This window comes from Variovorax sp. OK605 (assembly GCF_900115445.1).
Taxonomy (GTDB): domain Bacteria; phylum Pseudomonadota; class Gammaproteobacteria; order Burkholderiales; family Burkholderiaceae_C; genus Variovorax.
In genome coordinates this window covers 487,804-504,512 of the sequence record NZ_FOWL01000004.1, presented here as the reverse complement: position 1 = coordinate 504,512, position 16,709 = coordinate 487,804, and the positions used below count along the sequence as shown (strand labels likewise).

General features: G+C 67.5%; 18 protein-coding genes. All 18 read right to left on the bottom strand.

The genetic code is table 11. The features are described 5' to 3' along the window. Positions 1-4: 4 nt before the first annotated feature. Entirely contained in the window at positions 5-982 is a 978-nt protein-coding gene (locus tag BM013_RS13820; RefSeq protein WP_093127909.1) for a 2-dehydropantoate 2-reductase, read from the bottom strand. A gap of 19 nt (positions 983-1,001) precedes the next feature. Next, positions 1,002-1,802, bottom strand: a complete 801-nt coding sequence (locus BM013_RS13815) for a class II aldolase/adducin family protein (protein ID WP_093127907.1) — start codon at positions 1,800-1,802, stop codon at positions 1,002-1,004. Positions 1,803-1,820: 18 nt separating this feature from the next. Then, positions 1,821-2,813 (bottom strand): Bug family tripartite tricarboxylate transporter substrate binding protein, encoded by a 993-nt coding sequence (locus BM013_RS13810; protein WP_093127905.1) that lies wholly within the window; start codon positions 2,811-2,813, stop codon positions 1,821-1,823. Between the two features lie 32 nt (positions 2,814-2,845). Next, a complete protein-coding gene (gene ilvD / locus BM013_RS13805; protein WP_093127903.1) occupies positions 2,846-4,579 on the bottom strand; it encodes a dihydroxy-acid dehydratase in 1,734 nt (577 codons plus the stop codon). A gap of 37 nt (positions 4,580-4,616) precedes the next feature. After that, positions 4,617-5,105: a nuclear transport factor 2 family protein gene (locus tag BM013_RS13800; protein ID WP_093128121.1), complete on the bottom strand. Its 489-nt coding sequence runs from the start codon at positions 5,103-5,105 to the stop codon at positions 4,617-4,619. A gap of 22 nt (positions 5,106-5,127) precedes the next feature. Continuing rightward, positions 5,128-6,576: a hypothetical protein gene (locus tag BM013_RS13795; protein WP_093127900.1), complete on the bottom strand. Its 1,449-nt coding sequence runs from the start codon at positions 6,574-6,576 to the stop codon at positions 5,128-5,130. Continuing rightward, positions 6,573-7,769: an ATP-binding protein gene (locus BM013_RS13790; protein WP_093127898.1), complete on the bottom strand. Its 1,197-nt coding sequence runs from the start codon at positions 7,767-7,769 to the stop codon at positions 6,573-6,575. The genes BM013_RS13795 and BM013_RS13790 overlap by 4 nt, the downstream gene beginning before the upstream one ends. A 70-nt stretch (positions 7,770-7,839) precedes the next feature. Next, positions 7,840-8,661: a 4-hydroxy-2-oxoheptanedioate aldolase gene (gene hpaI / locus BM013_RS13785; protein WP_093127895.1), complete on the bottom strand. Its 822-nt coding sequence runs from the start codon at positions 8,659-8,661 to the stop codon at positions 7,840-7,842. Between the two features lie 136 nt (positions 8,662-8,797). Then, positions 8,798-9,601: a 2-oxo-hept-4-ene-1,7-dioate hydratase gene (gene hpaH / locus BM013_RS13780; protein WP_093127893.1), complete on the bottom strand. Its 804-nt coding sequence runs from the start codon at positions 9,599-9,601 to the stop codon at positions 8,798-8,800. Positions 9,602-9,614: 13 nt separating this feature from the next. Continuing rightward, the gene (locus BM013_RS13775) at positions 9,615-10,022 is read right to left on the bottom strand and encodes a 5-carboxymethyl-2-hydroxymuconate Delta-isomerase (RefSeq protein ID WP_093127890.1); all 408 of its coding nucleotides are present in this window, start codon (positions 10,020-10,022) and stop codon (positions 9,615-9,617) included. A 13-nt stretch (positions 10,023-10,035) separates the two neighbouring features. After that, positions 10,036-10,863: a DODA-type extradiol aromatic ring-opening family dioxygenase gene (locus tag BM013_RS13770; protein WP_093127888.1), complete on the bottom strand. Its 828-nt coding sequence runs from the start codon at positions 10,861-10,863 to the stop codon at positions 10,036-10,038. After that, positions 10,860-11,195, bottom strand: a complete 336-nt coding sequence (locus tag BM013_RS13765) for an aromatic ring-opening dioxygenase subunit LigA (protein WP_093127885.1) — start codon at positions 11,193-11,195, stop codon at positions 10,860-10,862. Before BM013_RS13765 ends, BM013_RS13770 begins: the two co-directional genes overlap by 4 nt. 3 nt (positions 11,196-11,198) lie before the next feature. Further along, positions 11,199-12,173 (bottom strand): Bug family tripartite tricarboxylate transporter substrate binding protein, encoded by a 975-nt coding sequence (locus BM013_RS13760; protein ID WP_093127883.1) that lies wholly within the window; start codon positions 12,171-12,173, stop codon positions 11,199-11,201. A gap of 68 nt (positions 12,174-12,241) precedes the next feature. After that, the gene (gene hpaE / locus BM013_RS13755) at positions 12,242-13,708 is read right to left on the bottom strand and encodes a 5-carboxymethyl-2-hydroxymuconate semialdehyde dehydrogenase (protein WP_093127881.1); all 1,467 of its coding nucleotides are present in this window, start codon (positions 13,706-13,708) and stop codon (positions 12,242-12,244) included. A gap of 20 nt (positions 13,709-13,728) precedes the next feature. Continuing rightward, positions 13,729-14,709, bottom strand: coding sequence for a Bug family tripartite tricarboxylate transporter substrate binding protein (locus BM013_RS13750; RefSeq protein WP_093127878.1), 981 nt, complete (start codon positions 14,707-14,709; stop codon positions 13,729-13,731). 131 nt (positions 14,710-14,840) lie between these two features. Then, entirely contained in the window at positions 14,841-15,611 is a 771-nt protein-coding gene (locus BM013_RS13745; protein WP_093127875.1) for a fumarylacetoacetate hydrolase family protein, read from the bottom strand. Further along, positions 15,608-16,255, bottom strand: coding sequence for a fumarylacetoacetate hydrolase family protein (locus BM013_RS13740; RefSeq protein WP_093127872.1), 648 nt, complete (start codon positions 16,253-16,255; stop codon positions 15,608-15,610). The genes BM013_RS13745 and BM013_RS13740 overlap by 4 nt, the downstream gene beginning before the upstream one ends. Next, positions 16,252-16,686 carry a homoprotocatechuate degradation operon regulator HpaR gene (gene hpaR, locus BM013_RS13735; RefSeq protein ID WP_093127869.1) on the bottom strand — a complete coding sequence of 145 codons (435 nt, stop codon included), beginning with the start codon at positions 16,684-16,686 and terminating at the stop codon, positions 16,252-16,254. The genes BM013_RS13740 and hpaR overlap by 4 nt, the downstream gene beginning before the upstream one ends. Between the last annotated feature and the right edge of the window lie 23 nt (positions 16,687-16,709).

The window sequence follows — 16,709 nt, the reverse complement described above, 5'->3', positions numbered from 1 at the left end:
GGCTTCAGTACAGCCCGAGCTGGCGCGTGCGCAGCCGCGCCAGCCCCAGCAGCGCATCGGTGAACGGCGTGGCCACGCCCGTCAGTTCGCCGAGCTCGCGCACCACGGTCACCAGCGCGTCGAGCTCCACCGAGCGGCCGGCCTCCACGTCCTGCAGCATCGAGGTCTTGAACGCGCCCAGCTTCAGCGTGACCGCGTGGCGGTCTTCCGGGCTCTGCGTGATCTCGATGCCGATGCGCCGGCCGATTTCCTTGGCCTCCAGCATCACGGCCGAGATGAAACCGCGCACGTAGTCGTCGCCCATGATCAGGTCGGTGGTGGCGCCGGTGAGCGCGCTGATGGGGTTCACCGTCATGTTGCCCCACAGCTTGAACCACACGTCCTTCTGGATCTGCGGCGACAGCGTGGTGTCGATGCCGGTGCTCCTGAGCAGCTCGACCAGTTTCTGCACGCGCGGCGTGGCTTCGCCCGACGGCTCGCCCACGATCAGCCCGTTGCCGAAGTGGTGCCGCACCACGCCCGGCGCGTCGAGCGAGCAGCTGCAATGCACCACGCAGCCGATCACGTTGCGCGACGGAATGGCGCGCGCAATGGCGCCTTCGGGGTCGACGGCCGCGAGCCGGTGGCCCGTGATCTCGCCGCCGAAGCCGCCTTCGAGGAACCACCACGGCACGCCGTTCATGGCCACCAGCACGAGGGTGTCGGCGCCGATCAGCGGGCCGATGCGCTCGGCCACGCCGGCCAGCGCGGGCGCCTTCACGGCGATGATCACCAGGTCCTGCACGCCGAGCTCAGTGGGGTCGGCCACCGCGTTGACGGGCACGCGCGTGCGAACGTCGCCACGCATCAGGCTGAGGCCGTCGCGCTGCAGTGCGTCGAGCGTGGCGCCGCGCGCCACCACGTTGAGGCGTTCGCCGGCTTGCGCCAGGCTGACGCCGATCCAGCCGCCGATGGCGCCGGCGCCGTAGATGCAAATCTTCATGGGGTCTGTCGCTTCAGGTTCAGTTGCGGTACGAAGGGTCGATGCGGTCCACTTGCCGCACCAGCGCATTGAACACATCCTGCCCGGCGCCGTGCTCGGGGCTGAACTGCAGCGCGTCGCGCGTGCAGCGCCGGGCGATTTCCTCGCTCACCGGAATGGCCTGGCCCATCGAAAAGGTGGCCATCTGGATCTCGCAGGCGCGCTGCAGCGTCCACAGGATGGCGAAGGTCTGCGGCAGCGTCTGGCCCCAGGCCAGCAGGCCGTGGTTGCGCAGGATCACCGCGTTGCGCTCGCCGATGCTCTTGAGCAGGCGCGGGCCTTCGTCGGCGTGGATGGTGATGCCCTCGAAGTCGTGGTACGCCACCATGCCGTGCAGCTGCGCGGTGTAGAAGTTGGTCTGCTGCAGGCCGCCCTGCAGGCAGGCCACGGCCACGCCGGCGGTGGTGTGCGTGTGCATCACGCAGTGCGCGCCCGGCAGGCCGTCGTGGATGGCCGCATGCACCACGAAGCCGGCCGGGTTCACCTTGTGCGTCGAGCCGTCGAGCACCTTGCCTTGCAGGTCGATCTTCACCAGGTTGCTGGCCGTGACCTCGCTGTAGTGAAGCCCGAAGGGGTTGATGAGGAACTGCTTCTCGCCACCGGTCACGCTGTCGGACAGCCGCACCGTGATGTGGTTGTAGATCATCTCGACCCAGCCCAGCATCGCGAACACGCGGTAGCAGGCCGCGAGCTCCTCGCGCGCGGCGCGCTCGTCGGGATGGATCGAGGGATGGACCAGCGCCGACGTGGACGACGGCGCGGGGGTGGCGAGTGTGTTCATTGCAGTTCCTTCATGGGTTTAGCCTTCCGCGGTGAAGCCGACCTCTTTCACGATCGGCGCCCACTTGGCGGTGTCTTTCTTCAGCAGCTCCGTCAGCTCGGCCGGCGTGGAAGACATCGCTTCCAGGCCGAAGGTGCCGAGGCCGTCGATCACGTCCTTTTGCGCCAGGGCGTTCTTCATGGCCGTGTTCAGCCTGGTCACCAGCTCCGGCGAGGCCTTGGCCGGCAGGAAGAAGGCGAACCACTCGCTGTGCGCCATGTCCTTCAGGCCCTGTTCGCCGAAGGTGGGCACGTCGGGCGCGAAGCGGCTGCGCTTGGCACCCGACACGCCCAGGATGCGAACCTTGCCCGACTGCAGGTGCTGCGTGATGTCGCCGATGGGCCCCGACACCGCCGAGATGTTGCTGCCCAGCAGGTCGAGCATGGCCGGCTGCGTGCCGCGGTAGGCCGCGTGCTTGAGCTCGACGCCGCCCTTCTTGCCCAGCAGCGCGCCGATGAAGTGCGGCGTGGAGCCCGCGGCCGGCGAGCCGAAGTTGGCGCCCTCGGGGTTGGCCTTGGCCCAGGCCAGGAACTCGGGCACCGTCTTCACGCTGGCCGGCACGGCCGGGCCCACGGCAAAGCCGAAGTCGAAGATGCAGGCCAGGCTCACGGGCGTGATGTCGACCATCGGGTCGTACGGCAGTTTCTTGTAGATGTGCGGGTAGATCGTGAGGATCGAGGTCGGCGTCTGCAGGATGGTGCTGCCGTCGGCCGGGCGGGCCTTCACGTAGCTCACGGCGATCTGGCCGCCCGCGCCGGTGCGGTTCTCGACCACGGCCGTCTTCGCGTACTCGGGGCTGAGCTTCAGCGCCAGGCGCCGGCAGGTCGTGTCCGACGTGCCGCCGGCCGCGAAGCCGGTGACGATGGTGGCGGTCTCGATGTTCATCGCTTGCGCGAAGACGTTCTGGCCCAGGCCGGCCATCAAGGCCGAGGCACTGGTGGTCTGCAGGATCTGGCGGCGCGTGAAGCTCATGGTGTCTCTCTCCGGACGGTTGTTGTGGAGGGTCAAGACTCGTCGCGCAGCCAGGTGACCGCGCCCGAGTGGGTCACGGCGCCCTGGTGGGCAGGGCGCACGGTGAGCGCGTATTTTTCCAACAAACCGCCTTTTGGCGCCCCCGCGTTTACCTCACGTCCGGCAAGGCGCGACGCGATTTCTTCCGCCGTCAGCTCCACCGAAATGCTGCGCGCTTCGGCCCGCGCGTCGATGGCGATCACGTCGCCGTCGCGCAGCGCCGCAATGGGGCCGCCGTCCGCGGCTTCAGGCCCCGCATAACCGATGCACAGGCCGCGCGTGGCGCCCGAGAAGCGCCCGTCGGTCAGCAACGCCACCTTGTCGCCCATGCCCTGGCCGTAGAGCAGCGCGGTGATGCCCAGCATCTCGCGCATGCCGGGGCTGCCCTTGGGGCCTTCGTTGCGGATCACGATCACGTCGCCCGGCTCATAGCGGCGGTTCTGCACTGCCGCTTGCGCCTCTTCCTCGGAGTTGAAGACGCGCGCCGGCCCGCGGAACACCAGCCCCTTGAGGCCCGCGGTCTTGAGCAGCGCGCCGTCGGGGCACAGGTTGCCCTTGAGCACCGCCAGCCCGCCGTCGCGCGTGATCGGGTTGCCGGCCTCGCGCACCACGCGGCCGTCGGGTGCCAGCGCGCCGGCCAGTTCCTCGGCCATGGTGCGGCCGGTGAAGGTGAGCGCGTCGCCGTGCAGGAAGCCCTGCTCCAGCAGTGTGCGCAGGATGACGCCCGCGCCGCCGATGTAGAACACGTCGCGCGCCAGGTACTGACCGCCCGGGCGCAGGTCGGCGATGAGCGGCGTGCGCGCGAACACTTCGGCCACGTCGTCGAGGTGGAACTTGATGCCCGCCTCGTGCGCGATGGCCGGCAGGTGCAGCGCGGCGTTGGTCGAGCCGCCCGTGGCCGACACCACGGCGCAGGCGTTTTCGAGTGCCTTGCGCGTGACGATGTCGCGCGGCAGCGGGCTGTCGCCCATCACCGCCTTCATGAGCGTCTTGGCGGCGCGGCGCATCAGCGGTGCGCGCTCGCTGAACACGGCGGGCACCATGCTGGAGCCGATGGGCGCCAGGCCCAGCGCCTCCGACACCATGCCCATGGTGTTGGCCGTGAACTGCCCCGCGCAGGCGCCGGCCGTGGGCAGGCAGGCGCGGCTCATGGCGTCGAGCTCGTCGGGCGTGGCCGTGCCGGCCAGCACCTTGCCGATGGTCTCGTAGGTGTCGACCACGTTGAGGTCGCGCCCGTCGGGGCCGGGCATCTGCCCCGGCAGCGCCGAGCCGCCGTGCACGAACACGCTGGGCACGTTGCAGCGCACCATGCCCATCATCAGCCCCGGCAGGTTCTTGTCGCAGGCGCCGATGGCGAAGATGCCGTCCCATTGGTGGCCGCGCGTGGAGGCCTCCACGCTGTCGGCGATGAGTTCGCGCGAGATCAGCGAGAAGCGCATGCCCGAGTGCGCCATCGTCAGGCCGTCGCTGATCGACACCACCGGGCATTCGTGCGGCGTGCCGCCGCCGGCGTAGATGCCGGTCTTGGCGTGCTGCGCCTGCTCGCGCAGGTTGAGGTTGCACGGGCTCATCTCGCCGCCGGTGTGGAACACGCCGATGTGCGGGCGCGCGATGTCCTCGTCGTCCTGGCCCAGCGCGTGCAGGAAGCTGCGCGTGGTCGCGCGGATCGTGCCCTCGCGGATGGTGGCGGAGCGAAAGCGCTTGTTCGGGTCGGTGGGCGTGGTCATCGGGCTGGCGTGGGCTGGCAGATTTTGAAAAGGAGGCTCAGAACATCGTGTTGTTGTTCGCGGCCGCTTCCGGCACAGGTTGCACCACGTCCCAGTGCTCGACGATCTTCCCGTTCTCCAGCTTGAAGATGTCGACGATGGCGCTGCCGCGCGTGCCCGGTTCGCGCACCGCGTTCACATGCAGGATCACGTAGTCGCCGTCGACGAAGCTGCGCTTGATCTCGCTGCGCGAGTTCGGAAACTTCTCGCGCAGGAACGCGATGAACTTGCGAAAGCCCTCGGGGCCGTCGGCCGCCGTGGGGTTGTGCTGCACGTAGCGGTTGCCCACGTACTGCAGCGCCGCGTCGGCGTCCTTCTGGTTCAGGCCCTTCTCGTAGAAGGCGAGCACGGCCTGGCGGTTGGCTTCCTGCTGGGCCGTGGTGGCCGTGGTGGCCGTGGTACCCGGCTTGCCGCCGCCCATGGGCGCGCAGGCGGCGAGGAACAAGGTGGCTGCCGCGGCCAGGGCCGCCAGGGGGGTGCGTTGCATCGAGAGGCTCCAGTGCATGAGGTCAGTCTGTCTTGAGATTCACTGCCAGGGCGCGTTCTTCCCTTGGCAGTACCAGGAGATGCTTTTCATCGCCGGTTCTTTTCCACGCGGACGCCGCTTGCATCACGCGCAGAACGATCTTTTCGAATTCGGCGCTCACTGCCGGTTCGGCAAGTGCATCGAATATCCGCTCGCCCGAGCCATGGTGCTCATCGACTTCCCGTTTGCCTTCGGCACGGTCGAGCCCTTCGCGCAGTTCGGCTTCGGCATACCAGATGCGCAGACTCTCCACCAACAGTCCGACGGGCTCGCCTCGCTGCTGCTTCACTTCCATGCAAAGCCGCATCAGCGGCTCGGTCAACTCGTAGAAGCTCTCGCGTCCTGCTTCGATCGAGTGCACATAGCGCTTTTCTCGCAGCTGCCTGAGCTGTCCCGAGCAGGTCTGGGGCGTGATGAAGCAGGCCTTTGCAATCTGCTTGACCGGCGCCGCGCCGCGATAGCTCACGAGGTATTCCACGATCTTCCGCTGCTGCCCCGAAAGCTCCTTCATGCGCGCCTGGTAGTAGGGCGTGAGCTCGTCCAGCGTGTGCATCACTGCCTGCACCAGTTCGTCGAGCGCCTCGCGGCTCAGGAATTGCGCAAGGATCACGTAGATGCGCGGATTGCCCTCCGCGAGGTGGTGCACCGCGCGAATGCGAGCACGAGCCTCTCGTGTTTCCATGAACTCGGTCAACGCGTTGTCGCCGCGCTCCACCGCGATCTTCTTCAGCAGATCGACGACGTCTTCGAGGCTGAATTCCTTCAATGCCTGGATATCGAAGAAGCCGTAGAACGGCGATTTCTGAAGGCTCACGCCAGCGAACAGGGCGGGTGTCGTGGCGACCAGAACGAGTTGCGGGTGGTTCTGGATGAACGCCCGAAACTGGCGCTGGCCGGCATCGCCAAGCTGATCGAAGAGGTCGTCCAGGTTTTCCATCAGCACGACAAGCGTCTTGTTGCCGAGCACCTCCAACAGAAGCGACGTGCCTTGCGACTCCGCCTGCTTGAGCGTCAGCTCATACAACGGCGCCGTTCGCGCCGCGATGCCCAGTGCTGGAACCTGTTGGTCCAGCGTACGCAAGATGCGTAGCACCAGTTCGAAGAAACTGGTCACGCCCCATTCTTCTTCGCGCATCCATGCGATCAAGCCTCGTTCTTGAATGTCCTTCGACGTCGAAAGCCGGTGATGCAGCAGCGAGATCAGGTGGGTCTTGCCGATGCCGCGCGGGCCGACGAAGAGGTAGTGGTGCTTGGCGCGTGTCGTCACGCTGTGCACGACATCGTCGCAGCACGCGTCGATCAATGGCTGGCGTTGAACCAGCATGTGCTGCAGCGTGTCGGGCTGCATCATGCTCGGCGTGAAATGCGAGAGATAGAGCGCCTTCTGCGTCATTGGCGTGGGCACGACGGAAGGCGCATTCTTCTTCGTCATGCGACACCGCCTTCCGTCACGGACACGCCGCGGTGCCAGCGCCACCAACGCGCCACGATGCTGAACTTGTACCGAAGCTCCCCACTGTCCGGGTGGCGCACGAAGTAATAGTCGCGCTCGAGCAGGTGCGTAAGCTCGAGCCAGCTTTCACGGTCCAGCGCCGGAACAACGCTCTTGGCACGGTTGATGGCGGACTGCATGGACATCGAACCTGCCGTCGACGCCACCGCGTCCAGCAACGCGTGGCATGCCGTGCGATCGTGGGTGTAGTACTCGCGCGTTCGTTCCTCGTAGTGCTTCAGATGCCAGGGGTCGAGCGCGGACCGGATGGCATCGGCCACTTCCTTGCGCACGTCATCGGCCGTCACGCGGTAGGCCGACCCCGCGTGCCTGGCCTTGAGCTTGCTGAGCACATGGTGGATGTAGAACGGGATGTCGTCGACCTCTGCAGCCACCACGCCGGCCACGGCGTCTTCGGCCATGGCAATGCGGTTGTCCTGGAACAGCTGCAGCGCGAGGGACACCGCATCGGCATGCGCCAGGGGCGGCACCTCCATCGTGGCCATGTCGTTGACCGGCGCGTTGACATAGCCTTGCTGCTTCAAGTGCCGCACGACGTGGTGCAAGCCGATCGAGCCGGTGAACACCATCCGGACCTTGGCGTTTTCCTGGCGGATGCTGCGCAGCACGTCCAGCAGTTCCATCGCGTCCTGCGGTGCGGTCTTCGCGAGGTTCTGCAGCATCATGGGCAGTTCGTCCCACAGGAAAACCACGCACTGCGTCTGCGCCGATTCGCCCAGGTGGGCCAGGGTATCGACCAGACCCTGCTTCCACGTCTTGGCCGCAAAGTTCGGGAGCGTGACCGGACCGATCTTCAGCCCCGCGGCTTCCGAACCGATGCCCGCAAGCCATTCCCTGAACTTCTTGACCTTGCTGAGCAGCGGGTGCAGGTCGGCCATCACGTACTGGACGAACTCGTTGGCGCTGCGTACGCCTTCCAGGTCGCGCTTGACCATCACCCAGCCGTCGCGTTGCTGCGCTTCGAGCTTGCTGAGCACGTGGGTCTTGCCCATGCGCCGTTCGGCGACGAGCTGCAGGCTTTGGGTTTCGAGGATGTCCATGACCTCGGCCACCAAGGTGTCCCGGCCCACGATGTCTTCGAGCGCCAGCGCGCCGCCTGGGTTGATTTTCATTGAAGTACGATGAATTTAACGTACGTCAAATCTAGCATGCATTGCCGTGAGCGCGCTGTTCGAGCGCCGCTCAGTAGCCCGGCGAGCCAGGGTTGGCCGTGCGGTTCTTGTACTTCGCCAGCAATTCCTTGGCCGCCGCCGCCAGCACGATGGTGTCCACCCCCACTGCCACGAACAGCGCACCGGCCGCGAGCCACTTGCGCGCCTGCTCCTCGGTGGTCGACAGGATGCCCGGCGCCTTGCCGGCCTTGAGGATGCGCGCGATGGCGTCGGCGATCACGGCCTGCACCTCGGGATGGTTGGGCTGGCCCACGAAGCCCATCGAGGCCGACAGGTCGGCCGGGCCGATGAACACGCCGTCCACGCCCGGCGTGGCCGCGATCGCGTCGATGTTCTTCATCGCCTCCACCGTCTCGGCCTGCACCAGCAGGCAGGTCTGCGCGTTGGCTTCGTGCAGGTAGTTGGGGTAGGCCTGCCAGCGCGAGGCGCGCGCCAGCGCGCTGCCCATGCCGCGGATGCCTTCGGGCGGGTAGCGCATGCCCTGCACCAGGCGCGCGGCCTGCTCGGCGGTGTCGACCATGGGCACCAGCAGCGTCTGCGCGCCGATGTCCAGGTACTGCTTGATGAGCGTGGTGTCGCCCACCGGAATGCGCACGATGGGGTGCGAGCGCTCGGCTTCGGGCTGGGCCGACCACATGCTGGAGATGCCCTGCAGCTGCGCGAGCACCGAGCGCACGTCGTTGGGCGCGTGCTCGCCGTCGACCAGCAGCCAGTCGTAGCCGGTGCCGGCCAGGATCTCGGCCGCATAGCCGTCGGCCAGGCCGACCCACAGGCCGATCTGGGGCTTGCCGGCCTGCAGGGCCTGCTTGAAGGTGTTGAGGGGCGTTTGCATTGTTCAGTCCAGTAGATGGAAGGGTGCTGTCTTCATTCGTGGAACACCGCGGAACCGGCTTTGCCGGGCCGCTGGTGTTGCCCCCGGTAGGGGGTTGGCGAAGCGACACGAAGTGCGCGAAGCCTGGGGGCGAGCTTCATGCAAAGCGGAAGGCGATCGACCCGAGCGGGCCGTAGTCGGCATGGAATGTGTCGCCGGGCAGGGCGGTGGTGGGGCGCGTGAACGAGCCGCCCAGCACCACCTCGCCGGCCTCCAGGCATTCGTCCCACGGCGCGAGCTTGTTGGCCAGCCACGCCACGCCGGTGGCCGGGTGGTTGAGCACGGCCGCGGCCACGCCCGACTCCTCGATCACGCCGTTCTTGTAGAGCAGCGCGCTCACCCAGCGCAGGTCGACCGCGTCGGGCTTCACCGGGCGCCCGCCCATCACGATGCCGGCGTTGGCCGCGTTGTCGGCAATGGTGTCGAACACGCGGCGCATGGCCTTGGTGTTCCGGTCGAACTGCTCGATGCGCGCATCGATGATCTCGATGGCGGGCACCACGTAGTCGGTGGCGGCCAGCACGTCGAAGATGGTCACGTTCGGCCCCTGCAGCTTCTTGCCGAGGACGAAGGCCAGCTCCACCTCGACGCGCGGCGCGATGAAGCGCTTGAACGGGATGTCGCCGCCCTGCTCGAAGAACATGTCGTCCAGCAGCGTGCCGTAGTCGGGCTCGTCGATCTGGCTGGACTGCTGCATGGCGCGCGAGGTCAGGCCGATCTTGTGGCCCTTCACCGTGCGGCCCTCGGCGATCTTGGTCTTCACCCATTCGCGCGAGATGGCGTAGCCGTCCTCGATGGTCATCTCTGGGAAGCGCTTGGAGAAATGCTCGACCTGCACGCGCGACTTCTCGCTTTCGTGCAGCTCGGCGGCCAGTTGGGCGATGGTGGCTTGGGAGAGCATGGGTTCGGTTCGTTCAGTTCTTGTTGAACAGGGGGTGCAGGTTGCTGTGCTTGCCGTCGTACACCTGCCCGGGGCTTTCGTCGATCTGCAGCGTGATGCCGATGGGGCGCCGGTCGAAGATGGGCGCGAAATGCGCGCGCACGTCGGCCAGCAGTTCGTCGCCGGCTTTCTTCTTCACCGCCTCGGAGCGCCCCGCGGCCATGCGGATGTTGAGGTACACGAAGGCGTAGTCGGCCTTGCCGTCGGCCACCGCGTGGTGCGCGGCGGGGTAGGCCAGCACGCGCGTGCCGCCGATGGGGAACACCGGCTTGCCGGCCTCGTCGTGCTGCTGCAGCATGGTGTCGGCCAGCGTGCGGCACAGCGCCGACATGTCGGTCTCGGCCTCGATGTTGGGCGTGTACAGAATCACCAGGTGGGGCATCGTCGTTCTCCGTTCATTCCACCGACATGGTCGCGGCCGTGCATGTCACCGCGAAGATCGGAATGGCCTTCATGTGAAAGATCTCGCCCTTGCCGCGCGCGGCCGCGGCCACGCTGAGGAAGGTGCGGATCTCGAAGCCGCCCTGGCCCGCTTCGCGGTAGGTGGCCTCGTCGCCGTAGTCGTCCTGCGAGAGCATGCCTTCGCGGTCGTTGGCGCACCAGCGGCGCATGAACTCGGCGTCCCACTCGGCGTTGACCTTGCCCGAGTCGGGCGTGGCCGGCCAGTGCGAGATGCCGCCGGTGCCCACCAGCGCAATGCGCTCGGGCGCCTTGTCGCAGGCGCGGCGCAAGGCTTCGCCGAAGGCCCATGCGCGGTGCAGCGGCGTGAGCGGCGGGCCCTGGCAGTTGATGTTCACGGGGATCACCTTGGTGTCGAAGTTCGGCGTGAGGAAGTTCAGCGGCACCATGATGCCGTGGTCGAACTTCCATTCTTCCGCGTAGGCCACGTCCACCGTCTGCATCACCTCGCGAATGAGGCGCTGCGAGAGCGCCGCGTCGCCGGGGATGGTGTGCTTCCCGATGCCCAGCCACTTCGGGTCTTCGATGGGGCCTTCGTAGCTGTCGGCCATGCCGATGGCATAGGCCGGCATGTTGTTCATGAAGAAGTTCGCGAAGTGCTCCGCCGCGATCACGATCACCGCGTCGGGCTTGGTCGCGCGCATGGCCTCGCCGAAACGGTGGAACTGCGCGTGGAACTCGTCCTTCACCGCCGGGTCGGCCAGGTGCGCGCGGCCGGTGATGCCGGGGGCGTGGCTGCACACGCCTGCGAATACGAGGCTCATACGCCTGCCACTTTCTCGTTGGTGCCGGTTGTCATTGCATAGATGCCCGCGCGCACCGGGCCGTACTTGCGCACGCCCTCGCGCATGGCTTCGAGGTAGTCGGCCCATGCGATGCCCAGCAGCGGCGCGAAGTGCATCAGCAACTGGCCGTTGCAACCGAGCACATAGAGCTTGCCGATGTCGCCGCTGTCGATGGCCTCGCGCTCTTCGTCGCTGAGGTCGTAGCCGCCGAGCAATGTGGCGCGCGCGTCGCCGCCTTCGGCGTAGCGCCGCTGCACGTCCTGCTCGCGGTTCAGCGCGAACAGGAACTTCTGCATCGCATAGAGGCTCATCGTTCAGCCCTCGACCTGGATGTTGGCCTTGCGGATCACGTCGCCGTACTTCGCGATCTCGCTCTGGATGAACGCCGCGAAGCGCTCCGGCGTGCCCGACAGCGACGCGATGCCGCCCTTGTGGAAGGCCTGCGTCACCACCGGCCCGGCCAGCACGCGGTTCACCTCGGCGTTCATGCGCTGCACCACGGCGTCGGGCGTGCCGGCGGGGGCCAGCAGGCCGTTCCACGAATTGGACTCGATGGGCACACCCTGTTCCGCCAGTGTGGGTATGGCTGGCGCGTATTGGGAGCGCTGCGCGGTCGCCATGCCCAATGCGATGAGCTTGCCGTTCTGCACATGGCTGCGGAACTCGGGCCAGTTGCCGAACATCATCGTCACCTGCCCGCCGAGCAGGTCGGTGAGCGCCGGGCCCTGCCCCTTGTAGGGCACGTGCACGATGTCCAGGCCCATCTGCAGCTTGAGCATCTCGCCCGACAGGTGGGCCGAGGTGCCGTTGCCGAAGGAGGCGAAGCTCAGCGTGCCGGGCTTGGCCTTGGCCTGGTTGCGCAGGTCGGCGAGCGTCTTCAGGCCGCTGTTCGGGTGCGTGGCCAGCACGTGCTCCGACATGCCCATGAGCGCGACCGGGCGCAGGTCTTTCTGCGTGTCGTAGGGCAGCTTGCGGATCAGCGTCTGGTTGGCCGTGAAGCTGTTGGCCACGCAGACGAAGGTGTAGCCGTCAGCGGCGGCCTTGGCGGCGGCGTCGACACCGATCACCGTGCCCGCGCCGGGCTTGTTGTCGACGATGACCGGTTGGCCCAGCGCCTTCGACAGCTCCACGCCCACCAGGCGTGCGACGAAGTCGGTGGTGCCGCCGGGGGTGAAGGGCACGATCACGCGGATCGGCTTGCTGGGCCATGCGGCCTGCGCGCGTGCCAGCGAAGGCAGCGCGGCGAAAGCGGCCGCGCCCTGCAGCAGCGTGCGACGCCGCGTGTTCACGCCACGCCCCAGCGAGAGTCTTGGGGTTTGGCTCACGCCACACCCCAGCGAGAGTCTTGGGGCCTGGCTCACGCCACGCCCCAGTGCGGAATGTGGTGCGAGCCCAGCGACACCGCCACGTTCTTCGGCTCGCAGAACACCTCGTAGCTCCAGGTGCCGCCTTCGCGGCCCGTGCCCGAGGCCTTGGTGCCGCCGAAGGGCTGGCGCAGGTCACGCACGTTCTGGCTGTTGACGAAGCACATGCCGGCCTCCACGGCGGCGGCCACGCGGTGCGCCTTGCCGATGTTCTCGGTCCACACGTAGCTGCTCAGGCCGTAGGCGATGTCGTTGGCCAGGCGGATGGCATCGGCCTCGTCCTTGAACGGGATCAGGCAGGCGACCGGGCCGAAGATTTCTTCCTGCGCGATCTTCATGCGGTTGTCGACGTCGGCGAACACCGTGGGCATCACGTAGTTGCCGCGCTGAACGCGGTCGGGCAGGTTCGACGGTGCATCCAGGCCACCGCACAGCAGGGTCGCGCCTTCCTTCGGGCCCAGCTCGATGTAGCTGCGCACCTTGGCCAGGTGGGCCTGCGAGATCATCGGACCGACGATGGTCTTCTCGTCCAGCGGGTCGCCCACGGTGATGCGCTTGGCGCGCTCCGCGAACCTGGCGGCGAAGTCCGCGTAGATCGACTGCTGCACCAGGATGCGCGAGCCGGCCGTGCAGCGCTCGCCGTTGTTGCTGAAGATCATGAACACGGCCGCGTCGAGCGCACGGTCGAGGTCGGCGTCCTCGAAGATCACGAACGGGCTCTTGCCGCCCAGTTCCATGCTGAACTTCTTCAGCCCGGCGCTCTTCACGATGCGGTTGCCGGTGGCGGTGGAGCCGGTGAACGAGATGGCGCGCACGTCGGGGTGCGCCACCAGCGGCTCGCCGGCTTCCTTGCCGTAGCCGTGCACCAGGTTCAGCACGCCGGGCGGAATGCCGGCTTCCAGCGCCAGCTCGCCCAGGCGCGCGGCGGTGAGCGGCGACAGCTCGCTCATCTTCAGCACGGCCGTGTTGCCGAAGGCCAGGCACGGCGCGACCTTCCAGGTGGCCGTCATGAAGGGCACGTTCCACGGGCTGATGAGCGCGCACACCCCCACCGGGTGGAACAGCGTGTAGTTCAGGTGCGTGGGCGTGGGGTAGGTGTGGCCGTCCACCCGCGTGCACATCTCGGCGAAGTAGTAGAAGTTGTCGGCCGCGCGCGGAATCAGCTGCTTGCCGGTCTGGGCGATGACCTGGCCGCAGTCGTTGGTTTCGGTCTGCGCGATCTCGGGCACGTTCTTCGCAATCAGGTCGCCCAGCTTGCGGATCAGCTTGGCGCGCTCGGGCGCGGGCATGCCGGCCCACTTGGGAAAGGCTTCCTTGGCGGCGGCCACGGCCGCGTTCACCTCGGCCTCGCCGCCCGAGGCGACTTCGGCCAGCACTTCCTGCGTGGCCGGGTTGACCGTTTCGAAGTAGTCCTTGCCGGTGACGGACTTGCCGCCGATGAGATGGTTGATCTGTTGCATGAAGAAGTGTCCGGTCGGGGTCAGTCGAGTTTGATGTCGCGCGCCTTGATCAAGGCGTGCCATTTCTTGCGTTCCGCGTCGGTGTAGCGCGTCATTTCGGTGGCGTCGGCGGGGCGGGCTTCCCAGCCGGCGTCGTAGAGCTTCTGGCGCACGCCCGGTTCGGCCATGGCCTTCTGCAGCTCGGTGCCCAGCCGGGCCTGCACCTCCTTCGGCGTGGCCGCGGGCGTGACCAGGCCCTGCCAGGTGTAGGCCTCGACGCTGGCGAAGCCGAGCTCCTTGGCGGTGGGGATGTTGGGCAGCTGCGGCACGCGCTCGGCCGACATGGCCAGCAACGGAATCACCTTGCCGGCCTTGACCGCGCTCACGCCGCTGGGCAGGTCGAGCATCATCAGCGCGACCTGGCCGCCCATGAGGTCCTGCAGCGCGGGCGCGCCGCCCTTGTAGGGCACGTGCAGCATCGACACGCCGGCCTCGCGCTGGAACAGCTCGAGCGCCAGGTGGTGCGGGCTGCCGGTGCCCGGCGTGGCGATGCTGTACTTGCCGGGCGAGGTCTTGAGCGCGGCCAGCAGCGCCTTGGCGTCGGCGATGCCGGCATTGGGCGCGGCCGTGATGATCAGCGGCGAGCGGCCCATCATGCCGACCAGCGCGAAGTCTTTCTCGGCGTCGTAGGGCAGCTTCTTGTAGAGCGCGGGGTTGTAGACCAGCACGCCGTTGTCGGCCGAGAACACGGTGTAGCCGTCGCCGGCCGAGCGCGCCACGTTCTCCGACGCGATGATCGCGCCCGCGCCGGGGCGGTTGTCCACGAGCACCGGCTGGTTCAGCTGCTGCGAGACCTGCGCGCCCACGGTGCGCGCGAGGAAGTCGGTGCCGCCGCCGGCCGGGTAGCCGACCACCCAGCGCACGGGCTTGGCGGGGTAGGTGGCCTGCGCGAACGCAGCAGCCGAGGCGGCCAGCGCCAATGCGGCGGCCGTGACGTGGAGGAGCTTTTTGCCGTTGATCATGTCGTGTTGTCTCCGCTGATCGGGTTGTGAATGTGGCAAGGGAGGAAGTGCGCTGTCGCGCGCTTCGGTTGCGCGTTGCGGCGCGGCAGTTGCGTGGCAGTTGTGTGCGGTGGCGTGTGGTGGCGTGTGGCTCAGGCCGCCGCGATGGTGTTGACCAGCGCGCCGATGCCGTCGATCTCGGTGACGATCACGTCGCCCGGCTGGCAGTCGACCACGCCGTCGGGCGTGCCCGTGAGAATCAGGTCGCCCGGCGAGAGCGTCATGAAGCGGCTGAAGTATTCGATGAGGAAGGGCGCGTCGAAGATCATGTCGTGCGTGTTGCCCTGCTGCGTGACCTTGCCATTCACTGTCGTGCGCAAGGCCAGTGCCATCGGGTCGGGCACGTCGGCCGCATCGACGAACCACGGCCCCAGCGGCGTGCAGGTGTCGCGGTTCTTCACGCGCAGGTTGGGGCGGTACCAGTTCTCCAGGTAGTCGCGAATGGCGTAGTCGTTGGCCACCGTGTAGCCGCCGATGAAGCCGTAGGCGTCGGCACGCTTCACGTTCTTCGCGGTCTTGCCGACCACGATGGCGAGCTCGCATTCGTAGTGCATGAACTGCACGCCCGCCGGGCGGTGCGTGAGCTGGCGGTGGCCGATGAGCGCGCTCTGGCCCTTCACGAACACCAGCGGTTCTTCCGGTGCCTTGAACTCCAGTTCCTTCGCGTGGTCGGCGTAGTTCAGGCCGAGCGCGAGGATGGTGCGCGGCCGTGCCGTGGGCGCGAGCGGCGGCAGCCACGTGAGCTGCGCCTGCGGCACGACGCGGCCGTCGTCCAGGCGTACGGCGGCGTCGGCCTGGCCGTTGAACTCGTGGGCGGTGCCGGTGTGTTCGCGGCCTTCGAAGATGACGCGTGCGTGCTTCATGCGGCTTCCTTCACCGGCGTGTCGACCAGCGTGTTACCGAGGGTTTCAAAACCGGGCGCCGAGATGTCGATGCGGTCGCCGGCGCGCGCCAGCGGCCGGCCCGGGGCGCAGCCCAGCAGCAGCACGTCGCCGTGCGCGAGCGTCATGAAATCGCCCACGTCGGCGAGCAGCTGCCGTGCGGGGCGCACGAGCTGCGAGAAGTCGAGCGACTGCTTCAGTTCGCCGTTGATGCGCACCTCGGCGCGAAAGCTCGCGGGGTCGGCCACCTCCTGCGCGTCGCGCAGCACGGGGCCGATGCCGAGGAAGCCGTCGACGCACTTGAACTTCACCGGCGGGCGGAAGAAGCTCGCATGCGGGATCGACAGGTCGTTCATCAGCACGAAGCCTTCGACGTCGCCCTCGGCGCCGATCACCATGCCGATGCTCGCGCCGACTTCCACCTCGGGCACGCCGGCCGGCACCGCGATGGCGCTGCCGTGCGGGCTCCAGGTGTTGGCCGTCTTCACATAGAGCACGGGCGCCTTCGGCGGTGCCTTGTAGGGCGGCTGCGTCATCTGCGGCGCGAGCGCCTCGACCTCGGCGCGAAAGTTCAGCAGGGTGCCGTACACCGTGCCCGTCGGAATGAAATGCGGTGCGCTGCTCATGAGGGTTGCTCCAGTGCGATGAGTTCGTCGAGCAGCCCGTAGAGCTGCGTGAGCTTGGCCTTGCCGAGGGACTCTTCCATCCAGTCGTAGTGCGCCTCGATGCTGGTCGACAGCCGCTTCACCAGCTTCATGCCGTGCGCCGTGGCCTCGACCACGGTGCGGCGCTGGTCGGCCGGATCGCGCGCGCGGGTGATGAGGTTGTCGCGCTCCATGCGCGCCAGCACGCCGGTGAGGCTGGGGCCGAGGATGAAGGCCTCGCGCGCCACACGGCCAGTGTCGACCGCGCCGTGTTCGCCCAGCACGCGCAGCACGCGCCATTGCTGGTCGGACAGCGCGTGCTCGCGCAGGCTGGGCCGGGTGTGGGCCATCACGGCTTCGCGGGCCTGCAGCAGCAGGCGCGGCAAATTGCGGTGCGTGAATGTCGTGCTCAAGGCAAGTCTCTCTTTGAAATTAC